This window comes from Pseudomonas sp. 14P_5.3_Bac1, from assembly GCF_025466135.1.
In the GTDB taxonomy this organism is placed as follows: Bacteria; Pseudomonadota; Gammaproteobacteria; order Pseudomonadales; family Pseudomonadaceae; genus Aquipseudomonas.
This window is the reverse complement of record NZ_JANLOF010000049.1, coordinates 87409-106072: the sequence shown is the minus strand read 5'-3', so window position 1 is coordinate 106072 and position 18664 is coordinate 87409. Positions and strand designations below refer to the sequence as shown.

Below are 18664 nucleotides of genomic sequence, written 5' to 3'. Positions count from 1 at the left end.
CTTGGAAGGTGCTGCCGGCCCTAGCGCGGGACGAGGTCCAGGCACACCGAGTTGATGCAGTAGCGCAAACCAGTCGGCGGCGGACCATCCGGGAACACATGCCCCAGGTGCGCATCGCACTTGGCGCAGGTGACTTCGGTGCGGATCATGCCGTGGCTGACGTCGCGGATCTCGATCATCGCGCTGTCGGCGATCGGCGCGTAGAAGCTCGGCCAGCCGCAGCCGGAGTCGAACTTGGTTTTGGAATCGAACAGCGGCTCATTGCAACAGATGCAGTGATACACACCGTCGGTTTTGGTTTCGTTGTATTTGCCGCTGAACGGGCGCTCGGTGCCCTTGAGGCGACACACCTGATACTGCGCGGGGTCGAGCATGTCCCGCCACTCATCCAGGGTTTTCTGCAACTTATCCATCAATCCACCTCGGCAACTGAAAAAGCCTGATCTGTATCTTTTCCACGGAACAGGCGGCACGTATGATTGCGCCTCTTAAAAACGCCAGTCTGGCACCCGCGCTACCGGCATTCAAACGTATTTATGGGTGCAGGCCTCGCAGGATTCGCAGTACGGTAGTGTCCACGCCGTCTGGATCGTTCATTTTCAGGATCACATCGCCATGCAGGTCAGCAAATCGAACAAGCTCGCCAACGTCTGCTACGACATTCGCGGCCCAGTGCTCAAGCACGCCAAACGCCTGGAAGAGGAAGGCCATCGCATCCTCAAGCTGAACATTGGCAACCCGGCGCCATTTGGTTTCGAAGCGCCGGACGAAATCCTCCAGGACGTGATCCGCAACCTGCCGACCGCTCAGGGCTACAGCGACTCCAAGGGCCTGTTCAGCGCGCGTAAAGCCGTGATGCAGTACTACCAGCAGAAGCAGGTGGAAGGTGTCGGCATCGAAGACATCTACCTGGGCAACGGCGTGTCCGAGCTGATCGTGATGTCCATGCAGGCCTTGCTCAACAACGGCGACGAAGTGCTGGTGCCGGCGCCCGACTACCCGCTGTGGACCGCTGCCGTGACCCTGGCTGGCGGCCACCCGGTGCACTACCTGTGCGATGAAGGCGCCGACTGGTTCCCGGACCTGGCCGACATCAAGGCTAAGATCACGCCGAACACCAAGGCCCTGGTGATCATCAACCCGAACAACCCGACCGGCGCCGTGTACTCCAGGGAAGTGTTGCTGGGCATGCTCGAGCTGGCACGCCAGCACAACCTGGTGGTGTTCTCCGACGAGATCTACGACAAGATCCTTTACGACGACGCCGTGCACATCTGCACCGGCTCCCTGGCGCCGGACCTGCTGTGCCTGACCTTCAACGGCCTGTCCAAATCCTACCGCGTGGCGGGTTTCCGCTCCGGCTGGATCGCCATCTCCGGGCCCAAGCACAACGCCCAGAGCTACATCGAAGGCATCGACATGCTGGCCAATATGCGCTTGTGTGCCAACGTGCCGAGCCAGCATGCAATCCAGACCGCCCTCGGCGGCTACCAGAGCATCAACGACCTGGTACTGCCTCAGGGCCGCCTGCTGGAGCAGCGCAACCGTACCTGGGAGTTGCTCAACGCGATCCCCGGCGTGAGCTGCGTGAAACCCATGGGCGCGCTGTATGCGTTCCCACGGATCGACCCGAAAGTCTGCCCGATCCTCAACGACGAGAAATTCGTGCTCGACCTGCTGCTGTCGGAAAAGCTGTTGGTGGTGCAGGGAACGGCGTTCAACTGGCCGTGGCCGGATCACTTCCGCGTGGTGACATTGCCGCGCGTGGATGACCTGGACATGGCCATTGGTCGCATCGGCAACTTCCTCAAGTCCTATCGCCAATAACGCACATGCCGCCGTACGATCGACATTCGGTCGTACGGCGAGTATCTGGCAACACTTCTCTACCCGCCGCCCCCTCCTCCCTGCCGCTGCACGCCACGGAGCGGTCAGCCTCCTATAATTGCAGGGCGCGAAGGCTTGAATGGGGTGATTGCGGCTGGCTTTTCAGCTCGGAAAATCCTTTCAAGGCTCTACATTCAGGCTGTAGGACACAGTTTGAAATAGTCGCTCGGTTGAATCGCCCCAGGCCGCACCTTATATACCCCGCAGTACGCGACATATTAAGCATGAGGAGAATTCTACAACCATGATGCGCATCCTGCTGTTCTTGGCCACTAACCTGGCGGTCGTGCTGATTGCCAGCATCACCCTGAGCCTGTTCGGCTTCAACGGGTTCATGGCGGCCAACGGGGTTGATCTGAACCTCAATCAGCTGCTGGTCTTCTGTGCAATCTTTGGTTTTGCCGGCTCGATCTTCTCGCTGTTCATCTCCAAGTGGATGGCGAAGATGAGCACCAGCACCCAGGTCATCACCCAGCCACGCACCCGCCATGAGCAATGGTTGCTGCAGACCGTTGAGCAGTTGTCCCGCGAGGCTGGCATCAAGATGCCTGAGGTCGGGATTTTCCCGGCGTATGAGGCCAACGCCTTTGCCACCGGCTGGAACAAGAACGACGCCCTTGTTGCGGTGAGCCAGGGCATGCTCGAACGCTTCTCCTACGACGAAGTGAAAGCGGTACTGGCCCACGAGATCGGCCACGTGGCCAACGGCGACATGGTCACCCTGGCGCTGGTACAAGGCGTGGTGAACACCTTCGTGATGTTCTTTGCACGGATCATCGGCAACTTCGTCGACAAGGTGATCTTCAAGAACGAAGAAGGCCGCGGCATTGCCTACTTCGTGGCGACCCTCTTTGCCGAGGTGGTGCTGGGCTTCCTAGCCAGCGCGATCACCATGTGGTTCTCGCGTAAACGCGAGTTCCGCGCGGACGAAGCCGGTGCCCGCCTGGCCGGTACCGGGGCGATGATTGCGGCACTGCAACACTTGCGCTCCGAACAAGGCCTGCCCGTGCACATGCCGGACAGCCTGACCGCGTTTGGTATCAACGGTGGCATCAAGCAAGGTTTTGCACGCATGTTCATGAGCCACCCGCCGCTGGAAGAGCGGATCGACGCATTGCGTCGCCGGGGCTGATAGCTGCGCGGTAACACAAAAAAGGGGCGATCTGATCGCCCCTTTTTTTTGAGTGCTTGAATCGCCATCGCGGGCAAGCCCGACTCCCACAAGGATCTGCTCAGGTTCACATACACGGTGAGCGACGCGGTCAATGTGGGAGCCGGGCTTGCCCGCGATGGCGATAGCAGGGTCAGTACTTTGTCAGTTGGTACACGCGCTCTTCCAGCCGCGTGACACCGTCTTGCACAAACTTCCAACTCTCACCCAGGATGTCTTGCTCCTCCACCACCTGCACAGTCCAGTGCGAGCCCAGCAACACCTTCACCTCATCATCGGTTACCGCAAACGGCGGCCCAGCCTTTTGTGTCTGATCGTAGTCGAGGGTGATCAGCAAACCCTGACAGCCCGGGCGCAACAAGGCATTCAGATGCTCGGCGTACTGCGCCCGCATCAACGGCGGCAACGCGATCAATGCCGCGCGATCGTAAAGCGCGGAGCAATCGGCCAGCGCTTCGGCGTCCAAGGCAAAGAAATCGCCGCACCACACCTCGATCAGATCCGCCTGGTACACCTTGAACACGCCACGCTGGCTGATCCTGGGCACCAGCCCTTGCTCACTGAAGAACGCCTGCACCGCCTGCTCGGACAGCTCCACACCCAGCACGCGATAACCCAAGCTTGCCAGCCATATCAGATCCAGGCTTTTGCCGCACAGCGGCACCAACACCTTTGCCCCTTCAGCCAAGGCCAGTTTTGGCCAGTGGCGTTGCAGGTAGGGGTTGACCTCGGGCAGATGAAAACCGATCTGATTGCGTGCCCAACGCTCTTGCCAAAACTTAGGCTCCATGGAATCACCCTGAAAATTCGATCAAAAGGCGCTAAAACTTATATTAGATTTAGATCAATGATCTGATTGAAGATGGGCCCATGTTAACGCTCAGGACCCCTCTTATGTTCCCCAGCCTGTTTATCTCCCACGGTTCGCCCATGCTCGCCCTGCAACCCGGTGCCAGCGGCCCGGCACTCAAGCGCCTGGCGGCCGAGTTGCCACGGCCCAAGGCCATTGTGGTGGTCTCAGCGCACTGGGAAAGCCAGGGCCTGCTGGTTACCGGCAGCGCCGCACCCGAGACCTGGCACGATTTCGGCGGCTTCCCACGGGATTTGTTCGCCGTGCAGTACCCCGCACCCGGTGACCCGCAGTTGGCAACCCAGATAGTCGAACTGCTCAAGGCTGATGGCCTTGAGGCTCGCGTCGATGACCAGCGCCCGTTCGACCATGGCACCTGGGTGCCCCTTTCACTGATGTACCCGGCCGCCGATATTCCGGTGGTGCAGGTGTCGCTGCCAAGCCGTATGGGCCCTGCCCTGCAAACCCGCGTCGGGCATGCCCTGGCCAGTTTGCGTGAGCACGGCGTGCTGTTGATCGGTTCGGGCAGCATCACCCACAACCTGGGCGAACTGGACTGGCATGCCGGACCTGAGAGCATTGAGCCTTGGGCACGGGAATTTCGTGATTGGATGGTCAGCAAACTGGCGGCCAACGACGAAGCCGCCCTGCACGACTATCGCCGCCAGGCACCACATGCCGTGCGCAGCCATCCCAGCGACGAGCATTTGCTGCCGCTGTATTTCGCCCGGGGCGCCGGCGGCGAGTTCAGCACGGCGCATCAAGGTTTCACCATGGGTGCGCTCGGGATGGACATCTACCGCTTCGGCTAACACAGATCTAAATGTGGGATCGAGTGCTAATCCAAACCTGAAATCCAGGCAAAAAAAAATCCCCGAACCAGTCGGGGATTTTTTATGTGCGATCAATCAGCCCAAGGGCGGATCAATCTTCGCGGTAGCGACGCAGCTTCAGCTGCTTACCGGCAACGCGAGTGTCTTTGAGCTTGGCCAGCAGTTTTTCCAGACCGTCTTCCGGCAGCTCCACCAGGGAGAAGCTGTCACGAACCTGGATACGACCGATCGCTTCACGTGCCAGGCCACCCTCGTTGAGGATAGCGCCCAGCAGGTTCTTGGCCGCGATACCATCACGCGCGCCCAGCGCGGTACGGCAACGAGCACGGCCTTCAGCCAATGGAACCGGAGCACGACGCTCACGATCACCACGGTCTGGACGGTCGCCAGTACGCTCTGGACGATCACCGCGCGGAGCGTTGTTCGGCACCAGTGGACGTTCTTTCTCGATCGCAGCCAAGGTCAGCGCTTGACCGTTGGTAGCCTTGCGCAGCAGGGCTGCAGCCAGGGCACGCGGGGTGCAACCGATATCGGCAGTCAGGCGGTCCAGCAGTTCGCCGTGGGTCGATTCAGCGTCAGCCACCAGCGGCGACAGGCTGTTGGTCAGTTTCTTGATGCGAGCATCGAGAACGGCCTGAGCATCCGGCAGGCGGACTTCGGCAACTTTCTGACCGGTCACACGCTCGATCACTTGCAGCATGCGGCGCTCACGTGGAGTCACCAGCAGCAGTGCACGACCTTCGCGACCGGCACGGCCGGTACGGCCGATACGGTGAACGTAAGACTCTGGGTCGTACGGCATGTCAACGTTGAACACGTGGGTGATACGTGGAACGTCGAGACCACGGGCAGCAACGTCGGTCGCCACAACGATGTCCAGACGGCCATCCTTGAGGGAGTCGATCACGCGCTCACGTTGGTTCTGGGCGATGTCACCGTTCAGCGCAGCAGCTTTGTAGCCTTTGGCTTCCAGGGCACTGGCCAGGTCCAGGGTCGCTTGCTTGGTGCGCACGAACATGATCAAGGCGTCGAAGTCTTCGACTTCCAGCAGGCTCAATACAGCCGAGGTCTTCTGGTCAGCGTGAACCAACAGGTGAGCCTGTTCGATCGCGGTAACGGTCTGAGTCTTGGTCTGGATCTTCACGTGTTGCGGATCGCGCAGGTGGCGTTCGGCAATGGCTCGGATCGACTGTGGCAGGGTGGCCGAGAACAATACGGTCTGACGGGTCGGTGGCAGCGCCTTGAAGATAACTTCCAGGTCATCCATGAAGCCCAGCTTCAACATTTCGTCAGCTTCGTCCAGAACCAGGTGGTTCACGGTCGACAGGACTTTTTCGTCACGACGCAGGTGGTCGCACAGACGGCCCGGAGTGGCGACAACAATCTGTGCGCCGTTACGGATTGCTTTAAGTTGTGGGCCCATAGGCGCGCCGCCGTAAACGGCCACAACGGTTACGCCTGGCATTTGCTTGGCGTAGGTTTCAAAAGCGGTTGCTACTTGCAGCGCCAACTCACGGGTTGGCGCCAGGATCAGGGCTTGCGGCTCGCGCTTGGCAGGATCGATGCAGTGCAGGATTGGCAGGGCGAACGCGGCGGTTTTACCGGTACCGGTTTGCGCTTGGCCAATCATGTCTTGGCCGGCCATGATGATCGGGATCGATTGCTGCTGAATAGCCGAAGGTTCTTCGTAGCCGGTCGCGATGACGGCTGCAAGAATGTTCGGGTTAAGATTAAAAGCGGCGAAGCCGCCGGTTTCCTGGGTCATGGGTCTGCCTCTAAGTGCATCCGCAAAGACCCATGCTCCAAAGCTGCGCATGCCGTGTTGAGACTCAAGAGTCGCCCTGGCTGCTTTGTCGGCGGGGATTTGCGAAAACGAATGAATGAAAAAGATTCGTCAAGGAAGAGTCCGCTGTGCGGACGTGCAGCCGAAGCTGACTTCGGGGAATTGCGCTACCTAAACGCGGCCCGGTTAAAGGCCGGCGCGCACTATACCGGAAATAGCTGAAAAAGGGAGCTTTTTTTATCGCAAAGCGCCGATAAACCGCGCTGCATCAAAGCCTTTGCGGATAGCCGCGCCAGGGTCTATTTTTTCAAAGGCCCGGCCCTGTTGGTCATAACGCTTAAACGTTTCATCTGCCCATCAAGACCTTTGGTCTGAAACCCACCCAAGCCCTGAGGGCACACCCGATGAATCAAGCCAGCAGCAGTCGCGTCAGCCGTGAGTTACAGGGCCATGTCCTGCTGTTGGGTCTGGACCGAGTGGCCAAGCGCAATGCCTTTGACCTGGATCTGCTCAATGAGCTGAGCCTGGCCTATGGCGAATTTGATCGAAACGACGAGGCCCGGGTGGCCGTGGTGTTTGCCCACGGCGACCACTTCACCGCCGGGCTGGACCTGGCCAATGTCAGCGGCGTGATGTCCGGAGGCTGGCAACCGCCACTGGGCGGCTGCGATCCATGGGGTGTGTTCGCCGGGCCGAGGGTCAATAAACCGGTGATCGTCGCGGCCCAGGGCTACTGCCTGACCATTGGCATCGAGTTGATGCTGGCAGCCGATATCAATATTTGCGCGAGCAACACGCGCTTTGCGCAAATGGAAGTAAAGCGTGGGATCTTTCCGTTTGGCGGCGCGACCTTACGTTTTCATCAGGTGGCCGGCTGGGGCAACGCCATGCGCTGGTTGCTCACCGGCGATGAATTTGATGCACACGAGGCGCTCAGGCTGGGCTTGGTGCAGGAAGTGATGGCCAGCGAAGATTTGCTGCCGCGCGCCATTGAGCTAGCCAGCCGTATTGCCCGCCAGGCGCCGCTGGGTGTGCAAGCGACGCTGATGTCGGCGCGCCAAGCACGGATGGAAGGCGAAACCGTTGCCGCCGCCGGGTTGCAGGTGGTGGTGGAGAAGCTGCTCAACAGTGAAGATGCCAAAGAGGGTGTGCGGGCGATGGTTGAGAAGCGGCCGGGGGTGTTCAAGGGGATTTGAGTGAACAGTGTCGGCCTCATCGCGAGCAAGCCCGCTTCCACATTTGATCGCCTATCCCCTGTGGGAGCCGGGCTTGCCCGCGATGGCGCCAGTACCGGCAACTAAGTCGCCGGCCGAATCGCCTTGATCAACGCCTGCAACGAGTACCCCAACCGCGGCGCCAAAGCGTCGGCACGCGCCGTCAGCGCACCCAGGTCCAGTGCCTGATCCAGCTCCGAAGGCACCAGCAAAATCACATTGCCCTCCTTCACCGGCAGCTCCCAGTAATGCCGGTGATACAACCCGCGCAGCAACGCCGCACCCAGCGGCTTGCCATCATCGGTGGCCCACTGGTTGATCACCAGCCAGCCGCCGGGATTGAGTTTCTTCTGGCAGTTTTCCAGGAAGGTCCAGGCCAGGTGCCCCACGCCCGGGCCGACGTCGGTATACAGGTCGACGAAAATCAGGTCAGCCGATTCGGCGGTGTCGAGCAACTGCAGCGCGTCGCCAATACGGATGTACAGGCGCGGATCGTCATCCAGCCCCAGGTACTCAATGGCCAGGCGCGGCACGTCCGGGCGCAGCTCAATGGCTTCGACGTCTTCCAGCGGCAGAAACTTGAGGCACGCCTGGGTCAGCGTGCCGGCGCCCAGCCCGAGGAACAGCGCACTCTCCGGTTGCTCGTGGCACAACGCGCCAATCAGCATCGCGCGGGTGTAGTCGTACTCCAGCCAACTCGGATCGGCGGTGAATACGCAGCTTTGCTCGATGGCGTCGCCAAACTCGAGAAAGCGATAATCGGCCACTTCAAGCACGCGGATCATGCCGAAATCATCATGGACTTCGGCCAGCAGGCGCTCGACACGCTCCTCGGTCATCACTACTCCTAAAGGGTTTACCGCACGGCAAAGGCGCGATTGTCGGCCAACCGGCGGCAACAGGTCACGCACTAATTGCTGATAACATTGGCGCCCCACCGTCAATCAACCAATCGAGTTCACGATGAGCCAACCCTGGAGCCCCGACAGCTGGCGCGCCCTGCCGATCCAGCAACAACCCCAGTACCCGGACGCTGCACACTTGCTGCAAGTGGAGCAGAACCTGGCCAGCTACCCGCCACTGGTGTTTGCCGGGGAAGCCCGCGAGTTGCGCCGTCAGTTTGCCGAAGTGACCCAGGGCCGCGCGTTCCTGCTGCAGGGCGGTGACTGCGCCGAAAGCTTTGCCGAGTTCTCCGCGGCAAAAATCCGCGACACCTTCAAGGTGCTGCTGCAGATGGCAATCGTGATGACCTTCGCCGCCGGCTGCCCGGTGGTCAAAGTCGGGCGCATGGCCGGCCAGTTCGCCAAGCCGCGCTCGGCCAACGATGAAACCATCGACGGCGTCACCCTGCCCGCCTACCGTGGCGACATCGTCAACGGCATCGGTTTCGACGAGAAAAGCCGCGTTCCGGACCCGGATCGCCTGCTGCAGTCTTACCACCAGTCCACCGCCACGCTGAATTTGCTGCGCGCGTTTGCTCAGGGCGGTTTTGCCGACCTGCATCAAGTGCACAAGTGGAACCTGGACTTCATTGCCAACTCCGCACTGGCCGAAAAATACAGCCAGTTGGCCGACCGCATCGACGAAACCCTGGCCTTCATGCGCGCCTGTGGCATGGACAGCTCGCCGCAACTGCGCGAAACCAGCTTCTTCACCGCTCACGAAGCGCTGCTGCTCAACTACGAGCAAGCCTTTGTGCGCCGCGACAGCCTGACCAACGACTACTACGACTGCTCGGCGCACATGCTCTGGATCGGCGACCGCACCCGTCAGCTGGACGGCGCCCACGTCGAATTCCTGCGCGGGGTGAACAACCCGATCGGCGTCAAGGTCGGCCCGAGCATGAACCCCGACGACTTGATCCGCCTGATCGACATTCTCAACCCGGACAACGACCCCGGCCGCCTCAACCTGATCGCGCGCATGGGCGCCGGCAAGGTGGGCGACCACCTGCCCAACCTGATCCGCGCCGTGCAGCGCGAGGGCAAGCAGGTGCTGTGGAGCTCCGACCCGATGCATGGCAACACCATCAAGGCCAGCAGCGGCTACAAGACCCGCGACTTTGCGCAGATTCTTGGCGAGGTGAAAGAGTTCTTCCAGGTGCATCAAGCCGAAGGCTCGTATGCCGGCGGGATTCACATCGAAATGACCGGACAGAACGTCACCGAATGCATCGGCGGCGCGCGACCGATCACCGAAGATGGCCTGTCGGACCGCTACCACACCCACTGCGACCCACGGATGAATGCCGATCAGTCGCTGGAATTGGCGTTTTTGATTGCCGAGACCTTGAAGCAAGTCAAACGCTGAGATTTGGGTGAGCGGGCTTCCTGTGGCGAGCGGGCTTGCCCCGCGTTGGGTGGCGCAGCCGCCCCACTACAACCACTGCGGTGTGTCTGGAAGAATGAGGTGGATGGTTTTGGGGGGCTTCGCCACCCAACGCGGGGCAAGCCCGCTCGCCACAAAAACCAGCTGCAGCTCAGGTTTGCAGCATTGCGACTCTTAACCGAGCAGCACTTGGCCGCTGGCAATTGAGCTGGACCTGTTCCAGCCCCAACCAATCAGCCATCTGCCGCAGGTTCAAGGCCAACGCCTGCATCCCCTCCTCGTTTAGCCCCGGCGCTTCTTCGTGCACCGCATGCACGGCCAGCCGCCCATGGGCGCGTTCGGCGCGCAGGTCGACACGCGCGGCGATCCGCTCATTGTGCAAAAACGGCAGCACGTAATAGCCGTACACCCGCTTGTCTTGGGGGGTGTAGATCTCCAGCCGGTAGCGAAAATCAAACAATCGCTCGGTGCGGCTGCGCTCCCAGATCAGTGAGTCGAACGGCGATAACAAGGCACTGGCCGGCACTTTGCGCGGTACCTTCGGGTCTGGCAGGCAGTACGCCGGTTGCTTCCAGCCCTGCACCTGACACACCCGCAGTTGCCCATCCTCGACCAGCTCGGCCAAGCGGCCACGGCTGTCGGCAGGGTCCAGGCGGAAATAATCGCGCAGATCCTTTTCGGTACCAACGCCCAAGGCAGTCGCGCTGTGCAGCAACAAACCGCGCTGGGCCTCGGCCTCGCTCACGGTGGCCAGAAGGAGGTCGGCGGGGATGACGCGCTCGGGCAAATCATAGAGCCGCTCAAACCCGCGACGCCCCGCCACCGTGACCAATCCCGCAGCAAACAGCCATTCCAGTGCGTGCTTTTCATCACTCCAATCCCACCACGGGCCGGCGCGCTCCTCACGGGTGGACAAGCTGCCAGCACCCACCGCGCCCTGTTGCTCGACGGTCTGCAGCACGCGCTGGATGGTGGCCTGCTGCTCGCGCCCGAACCGCGCCATTTGCGCATAAATCCCCTGCCCCTGCTTGGCCCGCTCCATGCGCCAGCGCATCAACGGGTACAGCGCCATGGGCAGCAACGAGGCCTCATGGCCCCAATACTCAAAGAGCGAGCGCCGCCGCCCCTGGCTCCAGGCAGCTTGTTCGAGGATCAGCGGGGAGTACTGGCCAAGGCGGGAAAACAGCGGCAGGTAATGCGAGCGCACCACGGCGTTGACCGAATCGATCTGCAGCACACCCAAGCGCTCGATCAAACGATTGAGATGCGTAGCCTTGATCAGTGCCGGCGCCTGGCGCCCGGAAAAACCCTGGGCCGCCAGCGCCATGCGTCGAGCGTGCTTGAGTGAAAAAGACAGGTCGGCGGGCATGAGTCTCTCCGTGTGGGCTCGCCGACAACCCTACTGCATTCCAGGTTACTTTCGCAGCGGGTCTTGCCAGAAATGCAGGTGACTGTCCTGCTCCACATCGCCCCGATTAAGCCCGATGTCCTTGAGCGCATCGTCGCTCAAACTCGCCAGCGCCTGGCGCTCATGGTGCAGCGCCTGCCACCGGGCAACCCGCTGGAAAAATCCGGAAAACGGACGTTTCGTCATCAACACAAAACCTTTCTGACCTTTCATCTTCTCGCCCTCCAATGGGGATGACGAGAGTGTGTGCCTGGCACTATGATCAATCCAACGAATGTTTCTTATGTAATACATCTCGGAGATTGATCAATTGTCCGGCTACCCAAGCATTGACACTGAAGTGCTGCGCACCTTCGTCGCCATCGCCGATCAGGGCGGCTTTACCCGCGCCGGTGAACTGGTCAACCGCACACAGTCGGCGGTGAGCATGCAAATGAAGCGCCTCGAAGAAGACGTGCTGCAGCGCAAGCTGTTCGAGCGCGACGGTCGTCAGGTACGGCTGACGGCCGAAGGCCAGGTATTGCTGGGTTATGCGCGGCGCATCCTGAAACTGCACAGTGAGGTGTTCAACACCCTGCGCGAACCTCATATGGTCGGGCTGGTGCGCATCGGCACGCCGGATGATTACGTGATGCGTTTCCTGCCGGGGATTCTCAAACGGTTTTCCAAGGCCTACCCGCTGATCCAGATCGAAATGCACTGCGAGTCGTCGGCGGTGTTGATGCAGCGGCGCGACCTGGCGCTGACCGTGATCAGCCGCGAGCCCGGCAATGAAATCGGCGAATTGCTGCGCAGTGAGCGCATGGTCTGGGTGGCGGCGCCGTGCTTCTGCGTGGATGAGCACGAGACCTTGCCCCTGGCTATTTCCGGCGTCGACAGCTTTTGCACCCAATGGACCCGCACCGCGCTGGATGCTGCCGGCATCGATTATCGCCTGGCGTACCACAGTTCCAACGTCGCGGCGATTCAAGCCGTGGTCGGCTCGGGGCTGGCGGTGATGGTCAGCATGGAAGGCCTGGTGACCGACGACTTACGAATCCTGGGCAGCGATGAAGGCTTTCCGCCTCTGCCGTCGATGAGCCTGCGCCTGCTGCGCAACCCGGCGATGGCCTCGCCCATCACCGAATGCCTGGCCGAATACATCCTCGAAGGCTTCAGACTTTAAACGTCAGCATCACCGCGCACACCGCCAGAAAGCCGCAGAACAGGCCGCGCAATACCCGTTCGGGCAGCGCGTGGGCGACTTTTACCCCCCAACTGATACTGAGCAGGCCACCGACCGCCAATGGCACGCCGATCATCCAATCCACCTCCTGGTGCCAGGCGTAGGTGACCAGGGTCACGCTGGTACTGGGCAGCGCCAACGCCAGCGACAGGCCTTGAGCGACCACTTGGGTGGTACCGAAAAGACTGGTCAGCACCGGCGTCGCCACCACTGCGCCACCCACGCCAAACAAGCCGCCCATGGAACCCGAGGCGGCGCCGAGCACGCCGAGCCAAGGCCAGGAATAACGCATCTGCGCAGTCGGCGGCGCATTGCGAGTGAACATGCGCAGCAGGTTGTAAGCGGAGAGCGTCAGCAGGAATGCAATAAAACCGATGCGCATCGCGCCGGCGTCCAGGCCCACCGCCCAGATCGAGCCCAGCCAGGCAAAGCAGAAACCCATGACGCCCAACGGCAACGCGTGGCGCAATTCGATACGGTTACGCTGGTGATAACGCCAAAGCGCCAGCATCACATTGGGCACCACCATCACCAGCGCGGTGCCTTGGGCGAGTTGTTGATCCAGCCCGAACAACACGCCCAGCACCGGGATGGCAATCAGCCCGCCGCCAATGCCGAACAGGCCGCCGACCGTGCCCAGGGCTGCGCCCAATACCAGGTACATCGCTAAATCCAACACCGCGCATCACTCCAAAAGCCCAGGCGAAGCATGCTACGCAGTCGCCTGTGGCGTGGAAACGCACAGCAACGCACAATGGCTGTGCCGAACTCGCATAAGCGCCTCCTCATGAACCCCAATACCTTGACCGACCAACTGAGCCTGTTTCTTGATGTGCTGGAAACCGGCAGTTTTTCCGCCGCTGCCCGCCGCCATCCGCTGACCCCTTCAGCTGTGGCTCGGCGCATTGACAGCCTGGAAAGCTCGGTCGGCAGCCGCTTGTTCCAGCGCAGCACCCATGCCGTGGTGCCAACACCGGCAGGCCTGGCGTTTGCCGAACGGGCGCGACGGATTGTCAGCGAGTTGCAACTGGCCCGGGCCGAGGCGGTGTCGTTGAGCCACGCGCCGGAGGGCCTGATCCGCGTGGACGCGCCGGCAGCCTTCGGCCGACGGCACTTGGCGCCGGTGATCGCCGACTTTCTGAACGTGTATCCGGGGCTGGATGTGCACCTGCATTTGATCGACAGCTTTGTCGACATGCAGGGCGCACACTTGGGCAAGGTCGACCTGGTGCTGCGCGCCGGGCACATCGTCGACACCCGCTTGATTGCCACGCCATTGGCCAGCATCGTGCGCATCGCCTGCGCCAGCCCCGCTTACCTCAAAAGCCGCGGCACGCCGACCCATCCTCGGGAGCTGAGCGAGCATGATGGCCTCGACTGGGACGGCCTGGCGCCGATGTTCGCCTGGCGCTTCGAGCTGGACGGGCGCCGCGCCACCTATCGCCCGCAACGCATTCGCCTGAGTGCCAATAATGCCGAAGCACTGCTGTGCGGCGCGCTCGCCGGGCTGGGCATCGCGCATTTGCCGACGTGGCTGGCCAGTGAATACCTGGTGCGTGGTGAGTTATTACCGCTGTTTTGCGAAAACGGCCTGCCCAGCCCGGAAACCACCGGCATTTACGCGCTGCGTCTGGAGCAGCAGGCCAATGCACGCAGCCGCCTGCTGCTGGAATACCTCAAGTCCCGCTTCAGCCCAGTACCGCCCTGGGATCTGGCATTACAAAGCGGCCTGGTCTGACCCAATAGCCAGAATTATCTGGCGCATTAAAGGTTTGATCGCTAGATTCCAGCCCATATACGCTTTTTCGAGGCACTGTCATGCGCAAAAATCCCGACCCTTGCGAATCCCTCATGCTGGATAACCAGTTGTGTTTCGCCCTGCACTCCACTTCGTTGCTGATGACCAAGGTCTACAAGCCGCTGCTGCAAGCCCTCGGCCTGACCTATCCGCAGTACCTGGCGATGATGGTGCTGTGGGAAGAGGATGGTCTGACCGTTGGCGAAATCAGCACTCGCCTGCTGACCGATCCGGGTTCGCTGACGCCGCTGCTTAAGCGGTTAGAGGCCGAAGGCCTGCTCAGCCGGACCCGCAGCCGCGAAGATGAACGTGTGGTGGTGGTGGAATTGACCCAGGCCGGCCGTGCGTTGCAGGAAAAAGCCATGGGCATCCCGCAGTGCATCCTCGGCGCCAGCGGGTTACAGCTGGAGCAGTTGCGCAAGTTGCAAAGTGATTTGATTGCCTTGCGGGGAAATCTGCAAGACGCCATTTAAAGGCATTCACGCAGTAAAAAGGTGGGAGCTGGCTTGCCTGCGATCGCGGTACATCAGTCATGAATGCATTGGCTGACACTGCGTAATCGCAGGCAAGCCAGCTCCCACATTTGTTTGGGTATGTGCCAGAAAATAACGTCCGGAAAAGATTTCTGTAAATTTATCTTGCGCGCTAAACATTAGCGCTATACATTCGCCCTCACCAACTACTTAGCGCGCAAACATTTAGCGCTAAAAACCCAAGAGGACGACACCATGCAAACGCTCTATACCGCAGTAGCCACCGCCACCGGCGGCCGTGATGGTCGTGCTGTTTCCAGCGACAACATCCTCGACGTCAAACTCTCCACCCCCAAAGAACTGGGCGGCGCCGGCGGCCAAGCCACCAACCCTGAGCAACTGTTCGCGGCCGGCTACTCGGCCTGCTTCATCGGCGCACTGAAGTTCGTCGCCAGCCAGACCAAGCGCAAAATCCCGGATGACGCTTCGATCACTGCCCACGTCGGCATCGGTCAAATCCCCGGCGGTTTCGGCCTGGACATCGACTTGCACGTGAGCCTGCCGGGCCTGGCGCAGGATGATGCGCAAAGCCTGGTCGACGCGGCTCACCAAGTCTGCCCGTACTCCAACGCCACCCGTGGCAACGTCGATGTGCGCCTGCACGTGACTGTCTGATGCCCTTTGCCGCCACTGGAGAAGACCATGAACACAATGGGTAAAGCCTTCGGCACCCTGCTCGCGCTGTCGATCAACACCGCGTGCGCCGCAAGCGCATTACCCGGTGGCGATCAACCAGACCTAAGGCGCGACCCAAGGTGCCGGAAGTCCGTTCAGCCTTGCAGCAGGCCTCGCAAGCGCTCAAGCAACACCTGAACTAAACAGGCGCCCATGAAAAAGCCCGACTCAAGGTCGGGCTTTTTTTCGTATCGGCGGGGCCAGAATTACTTCTTGGCGCGACCTTTGTACGAACCACCTTCACGGGTGTCGATCTCGATCAGGTCGTCGATTTCGATGAAATCAGCCACTTGCAGCTCGGTACCGTTAGCCAGTTTGGCAGGCTTCATGACCTTGCCCGAAGTGTCGCCGCGAGCGGAACCTTCGGTGTAGGCAACTTTACGCACGATAGTGGTCGGCAGCTCTACGGAAACCAGGCGGTCTTCGAAGAAGATCGCTTCGCAGACGTCTTCCATGCCTTCTTCAACGAACGGCAGAACAGCTTCGATATCTTCAGCGTTCAGCTCGTACATGGTGTAGTCGGTGGTGTCCATGAACGTGTAGGTGTCGCCGCTGATGAAGGACAGGGTCGCTTCTTTGCGGTCGAGGATCACGTCGTCCAGTTTGTCGTCGGCGCTGTAAACGATCTCGGTCTTGTAACCGGTCAGCAGGTTCTTCAGCTTGGTCTTCATGATTGCGCTGTTACGACCAGACTTGGTGAACTCAGCTTTCTGAACCAGCCAAGGGTCGTTTTCGAGACGGATCACTGTACCGGGTTTCAGTTCTTTACCAGTTTTCATTGCGTATATCCGAAATTTGGATGGGATTTACAAAAATCAAGGTCGCGTATCATATCCAACTTTCATAAAACTGTACCAGCGCCGTCGCAAGATCAGCCTGCAAGCCTTGTTCCAGACACCACGCCTGGGCGTTCTGACACACCTCTGGCCAGTGCTCCAGCAGCATTTTCCACGGTTGTGCCATATCGCCATCAGCGTTCCAGGCTTGCCAAAGGGCAACCACCGCTGCCTTGGCGGCGGGCGATAAGGCGCCGGTGTACAACTGCAGGAAGGCATCGAGCTTGTCCAGATGGATGTCTTCGTCCTGGCGATAGATGTGCCACAGCATCGGCCGACCGGCCCATTGGGCCCGTACGAACGAGTCCTCGCCGCGCACGGCGTTGAAGTCGCAGCACCACAGCAGGCGGTCATATTGCTCTTGGCGTACGAACGGCAATACCTGCACCGTCAGGGCATCGCGCTGATGCACCGCCCCCACCGCAAGCCCTTCCACGCCGAGCCAGCGCTGCACATCGCCAAGGATGCGGCCTTCCGGCACCAACAGATGAGTGGCACGCCCGTCCGTCGCCAGCACGTCCAGCCAACGGGCGAGCCCGGCGTTTTCGTAGGCAAACAGCGACATCAAACGCGCGCCATCTGCCGGAAATACGCCCAGCGCTTGCAGGAATTGTCGCTGTGCGGCGCGATCAGCTTGAAAAGCCTGACGCTGCTCCAGCAAGCCGCCTTCGCGTAAAAGCCCGCCAGTGCCCGGCCGAAAGCCAGGAAAGAAGAAATACTTCTGTACGCCCTTGAACTTCACCGACGGCAGGCGATGGCAACCCACCACCCAGTCTTCAGCGCTGAGGTAGTCCAGGTTCATCCACAACGGCGTGCGGTCGCGCGCGGCCATGGCTTCCATGTACTCAGGTGGCAACTGGCAGGCAAAGGCTGCGATCACTACATCGGCGCAAGGCGTGTCGCGCCATTGTGCCGGCCAATGGCACACCTCTACGCCCTCCTGCCATTGCTGGTTCAGTTGCACATCAATCTCTGGGCACATGCGTTCAAAAGCACGCAAGTCATCGACCCACAGGCGCACGTCGCAGGCGTGCTCCACCACCAATTGCCGGGCCAGGCGCCAGGTCACGCCGATGTCGCCGTAGTTGTCGACGACGCTGCAAAAAATATCCCAGCGGGCTTTCATTCCGGGCTCCAACGCTCAAAGGCTCGATTGTCCGCATAAATGCGCCGATGCAGAAGGCTTGATCGCGATTATTCTGCACAGTGGCTGTGCGACAATCGCCGCCACGCCGCAAATGCCCGCCAGGAGGCCACTATGTCTGATCGTTCGTTGTCGCTGTTCAAGCTCAGTATCGCAGTGGCGTTCGGCCTGTGGCTGGGGTTTATCGCCATTGTGCTGACCACCTGGCTGGCGTCGCGCTACGTGTTCCCGCAAAGCCTGGCGCCGGTGGCGCAGGCCGTCCAGCAACTGGGCAAGCCCGCCAGCGTTGTTGCGCCAGAGCCGCCGAACCGTATGTTCGAGCAGTACCAGGAAAACCTTCGCAAGCAGGAACAACAGCAAACCCTGGACCAGGCGCGCAACAACGCGCGCAACCTGTCCAACCCCAAATGCCAGTTCTGGCTGCAACAGGACCAGAACGCGCCCAATGAAAAGAGCAAGGCGAATGTCCTGCAATTCTGCGATTGATGCCCATGAATAAGCACGCCGTCCTCCAGTTGATCCTGGAAAAACTCTCCGTCGACCTCGACATTGCCCAGCGCGCCGCGCAGACCGCCTACGAGACCGCGACCCACGAAGAGAATATCGCCGAGAACAAATACGACACGCTGGGGCTGGAAGCGTCTTACCTCGCGGCCGGGCAAGCCAAGCGCGTCGAAGAAATCAAGCAGTCGCTGGCGCTGTGCCAGAACCTGCAGTTGCGTGCTTACGACGATCAGCGCGGCATAGAAGTCGGCGCGCTACTGGGTTTGGAAGACGAGAACGGTCGCCAGCAGTGGCTGTTCCTGGCGCCGGATGCGGCGGGCTTGAAAGTCGACGTAGTGGGGCAACCGGTGACTGTCATCACCCCGCGCTCGCCGCTGGGCAAAAGCCTGCTGGGCAAGTTCGAGGGTGATGAGGTGGAGATTCTGGTGGCGGGCGCCCGGCAACACTTCACGGTTACCGAGGCCCGATAAGCCAC

General features: G+C 60.7%; 20 protein-coding genes. 11 read left to right on the top strand and 9 right to left on the bottom strand.

Annotation, left to right across the window (positions count from 1 at the left end; all coding sequences use genetic code 11):
• Positions 1 to 20 precede the first annotated feature (20 nt).
• Positions 21 to 413, bottom strand: coding sequence for a peptide-methionine (R)-S-oxide reductase MsrB (gene msrB / locus NTD89_RS11385; RefSeq protein WP_145165109.1), 393 nt, complete (start codon positions 411 to 413; stop codon positions 21 to 23).
• A gap of 202 nt (positions 414 to 615) precedes the next feature.
• Between msrB and NTD89_RS11380 the strand changes: the two genes are divergently transcribed.
• Both NTD89_RS11380 and htpX read left to right on the top strand, forming a co-directional pair.
• On the top strand, positions 616 to 1827 hold the full coding sequence (locus tag NTD89_RS11380; protein WP_027607001.1) for a pyridoxal phosphate-dependent aminotransferase: 1212 nt from the start codon (positions 616 to 618) through the stop codon (positions 1825 to 1827).
• 304 nt (positions 1828 to 2131) lie between these two features.
• Positions 2132 to 3019, top strand: coding sequence for a protease HtpX (gene htpX, locus NTD89_RS11375; protein WP_262207669.1), 888 nt, complete (start codon positions 2132 to 2134; stop codon positions 3017 to 3019).
• A 172-nt stretch (positions 3020 to 3191) separates the two neighbouring features.
• On the opposite strand, the gene NTD89_RS11370 is transcribed toward htpX, so the two are convergent.
• A complete protein-coding gene (locus NTD89_RS11370) occupies positions 3192 to 3848 on the bottom strand; it encodes a thiopurine S-methyltransferase (protein WP_262207667.1) in 657 nt (218 codons plus the stop codon).
• Positions 3849 to 3952: 104 nt separating this feature from the next.
• Here NTD89_RS11370 and NTD89_RS11365 point away from each other — a divergent pair, with 104 nt between their 5' ends.
• Complete coding sequence (locus NTD89_RS11365; RefSeq protein WP_262207665.1) at positions 3953 to 4720, top strand: DODA-type extradiol aromatic ring-opening family dioxygenase; 768 nt, start codon at positions 3953 to 3955, stop codon at positions 4718 to 4720.
• 112 nt (positions 4721 to 4832) lie between these two features.
• Here NTD89_RS11365 and NTD89_RS11360 read toward each other — a convergent pair whose 3' ends face one another.
• A complete protein-coding gene (locus tag NTD89_RS11360) occupies positions 4833 to 6506 on the bottom strand; it encodes a DEAD/DEAH box helicase (RefSeq protein ID WP_053255160.1) in 1674 nt (557 codons plus the stop codon).
• A 422-nt stretch (positions 6507 to 6928) separates the two neighbouring features.
• Here NTD89_RS11360 and NTD89_RS11355 point away from each other — a divergent pair, with 422 nt between their 5' ends.
• The gene (locus NTD89_RS11355) at positions 6929 to 7720 is read left to right on the top strand and encodes a crotonase/enoyl-CoA hydratase family protein (RefSeq protein ID WP_145165117.1); all 792 of its coding nucleotides are present in this window, start codon (positions 6929 to 6931) and stop codon (positions 7718 to 7720) included.
• Between the two features lie 101 nt (positions 7721 to 7821).
• Here the strand turns inward: NTD89_RS11355 and NTD89_RS11350 are convergent, their stop codons facing one another.
• The gene (locus NTD89_RS11350) at positions 7822 to 8577 is read right to left on the bottom strand and encodes a spermidine synthase (RefSeq protein WP_242193787.1); all 756 of its coding nucleotides are present in this window, start codon (positions 8575 to 8577) and stop codon (positions 7822 to 7824) included.
• Positions 8578 to 8701: 124 nt separating this feature from the next.
• Between NTD89_RS11350 and NTD89_RS11345 the strand changes: the two genes are divergently transcribed.
• A complete protein-coding gene (locus tag NTD89_RS11345; protein WP_078047560.1) occupies positions 8702 to 10048 on the top strand; it encodes a class II 3-deoxy-7-phosphoheptulonate synthase in 1347 nt (448 codons plus the stop codon).
• A gap of 169 nt (positions 10049 to 10217) precedes the next feature.
• Here NTD89_RS11345 and NTD89_RS11340 read toward each other — a convergent pair whose 3' ends face one another.
• Positions 10218 to 11435: a winged helix-turn-helix domain-containing protein gene (locus tag NTD89_RS11340; RefSeq protein ID WP_262207662.1), complete on the bottom strand. Its 1218-nt coding sequence runs from the start codon at positions 11433 to 11435 to the stop codon at positions 10218 to 10220.
• Positions 11436 to 11480: 45 nt separating this feature from the next.
• Entirely contained in the window at positions 11481 to 11687 is a 207-nt protein-coding gene (locus tag NTD89_RS11335; RefSeq protein ID WP_234452476.1) for a DUF1127 domain-containing protein, read from the bottom strand.
• Between the two features lie 97 nt (positions 11688 to 11784).
• Here NTD89_RS11335 and NTD89_RS11330 point away from each other — a divergent pair, with 97 nt between their 5' ends.
• Complete coding sequence (locus tag NTD89_RS11330) at positions 11785 to 12639, top strand: LysR family transcriptional regulator (RefSeq protein ID WP_145165127.1); 855 nt, start codon at positions 11785 to 11787, stop codon at positions 12637 to 12639.
• Here the strand turns inward: NTD89_RS11330 and NTD89_RS11325 are convergent.
• A complete protein-coding gene (locus tag NTD89_RS11325; RefSeq protein WP_106576820.1) occupies positions 12629 to 13378 on the bottom strand; it encodes a sulfite exporter TauE/SafE family protein in 750 nt (249 codons plus the stop codon). The two genes, NTD89_RS11330 and NTD89_RS11325, sit on opposite strands and share 11 nt — an antisense overlap.
• A gap of 108 nt (positions 13379 to 13486) precedes the next feature.
• Here NTD89_RS11325 and NTD89_RS11320 point away from each other — a divergent pair, with 108 nt between their 5' ends.
• The 3 genes from NTD89_RS11320 (at position 13487) to NTD89_RS11310 (ending at position 15645) form a co-directional block, all read left to right on the top strand.
• Positions 13487 to 14437, top strand: a complete 951-nt coding sequence (locus NTD89_RS11320) for a LysR family transcriptional regulator (RefSeq protein ID WP_106576821.1) — start codon at positions 13487 to 13489, stop codon at positions 14435 to 14437.
• Between the two features lie 80 nt (positions 14438 to 14517).
• Positions 14518 to 14970, top strand: a complete 453-nt coding sequence (locus tag NTD89_RS11315) for a MarR family winged helix-turn-helix transcriptional regulator (protein ID WP_179606946.1) — start codon at positions 14518 to 14520, stop codon at positions 14968 to 14970.
• Positions 14971 to 15225: 255 nt separating this feature from the next.
• Positions 15226 to 15645, top strand: a complete 420-nt coding sequence (locus tag NTD89_RS11310; RefSeq protein ID WP_034126737.1) for an organic hydroperoxide resistance protein — start codon at positions 15226 to 15228, stop codon at positions 15643 to 15645.
• 266 nt (positions 15646 to 15911) lie between these two features.
• Here the strand turns inward: NTD89_RS11310 and NTD89_RS11305 are convergent, their stop codons facing one another.
• Entirely contained in the window at positions 15912 to 16484 is a 573-nt protein-coding gene (locus tag NTD89_RS11305) for an elongation factor P (RefSeq protein ID WP_003218698.1), read from the bottom strand.
• A 49-nt stretch (positions 16485 to 16533) separates the two neighbouring features.
• Positions 16534 to 17667, bottom strand: coding sequence for an elongation factor P maturation arginine rhamnosyltransferase EarP (gene earP, locus NTD89_RS11300; protein ID WP_262207657.1), 1134 nt, complete (start codon positions 17665 to 17667; stop codon positions 16534 to 16536).
• A gap of 132 nt (positions 17668 to 17799) precedes the next feature.
• Between earP and NTD89_RS11295 the strand changes: the two genes are divergently transcribed.
• Entirely contained in the window at positions 17800 to 18171 is a 372-nt protein-coding gene (locus NTD89_RS11295) for a hypothetical protein (protein ID WP_145163230.1), read from the top strand.
• Positions 18172 to 18176: 5 nt separating this feature from the next.
• Positions 18177 to 18659, top strand: a complete 483-nt coding sequence (locus NTD89_RS11290; RefSeq protein WP_262207655.1) for a GreA/GreB family elongation factor — start codon at positions 18177 to 18179, stop codon at positions 18657 to 18659.
• The last annotated feature ends 5 nt before the right edge of the window (positions 18660 to 18664 follow it).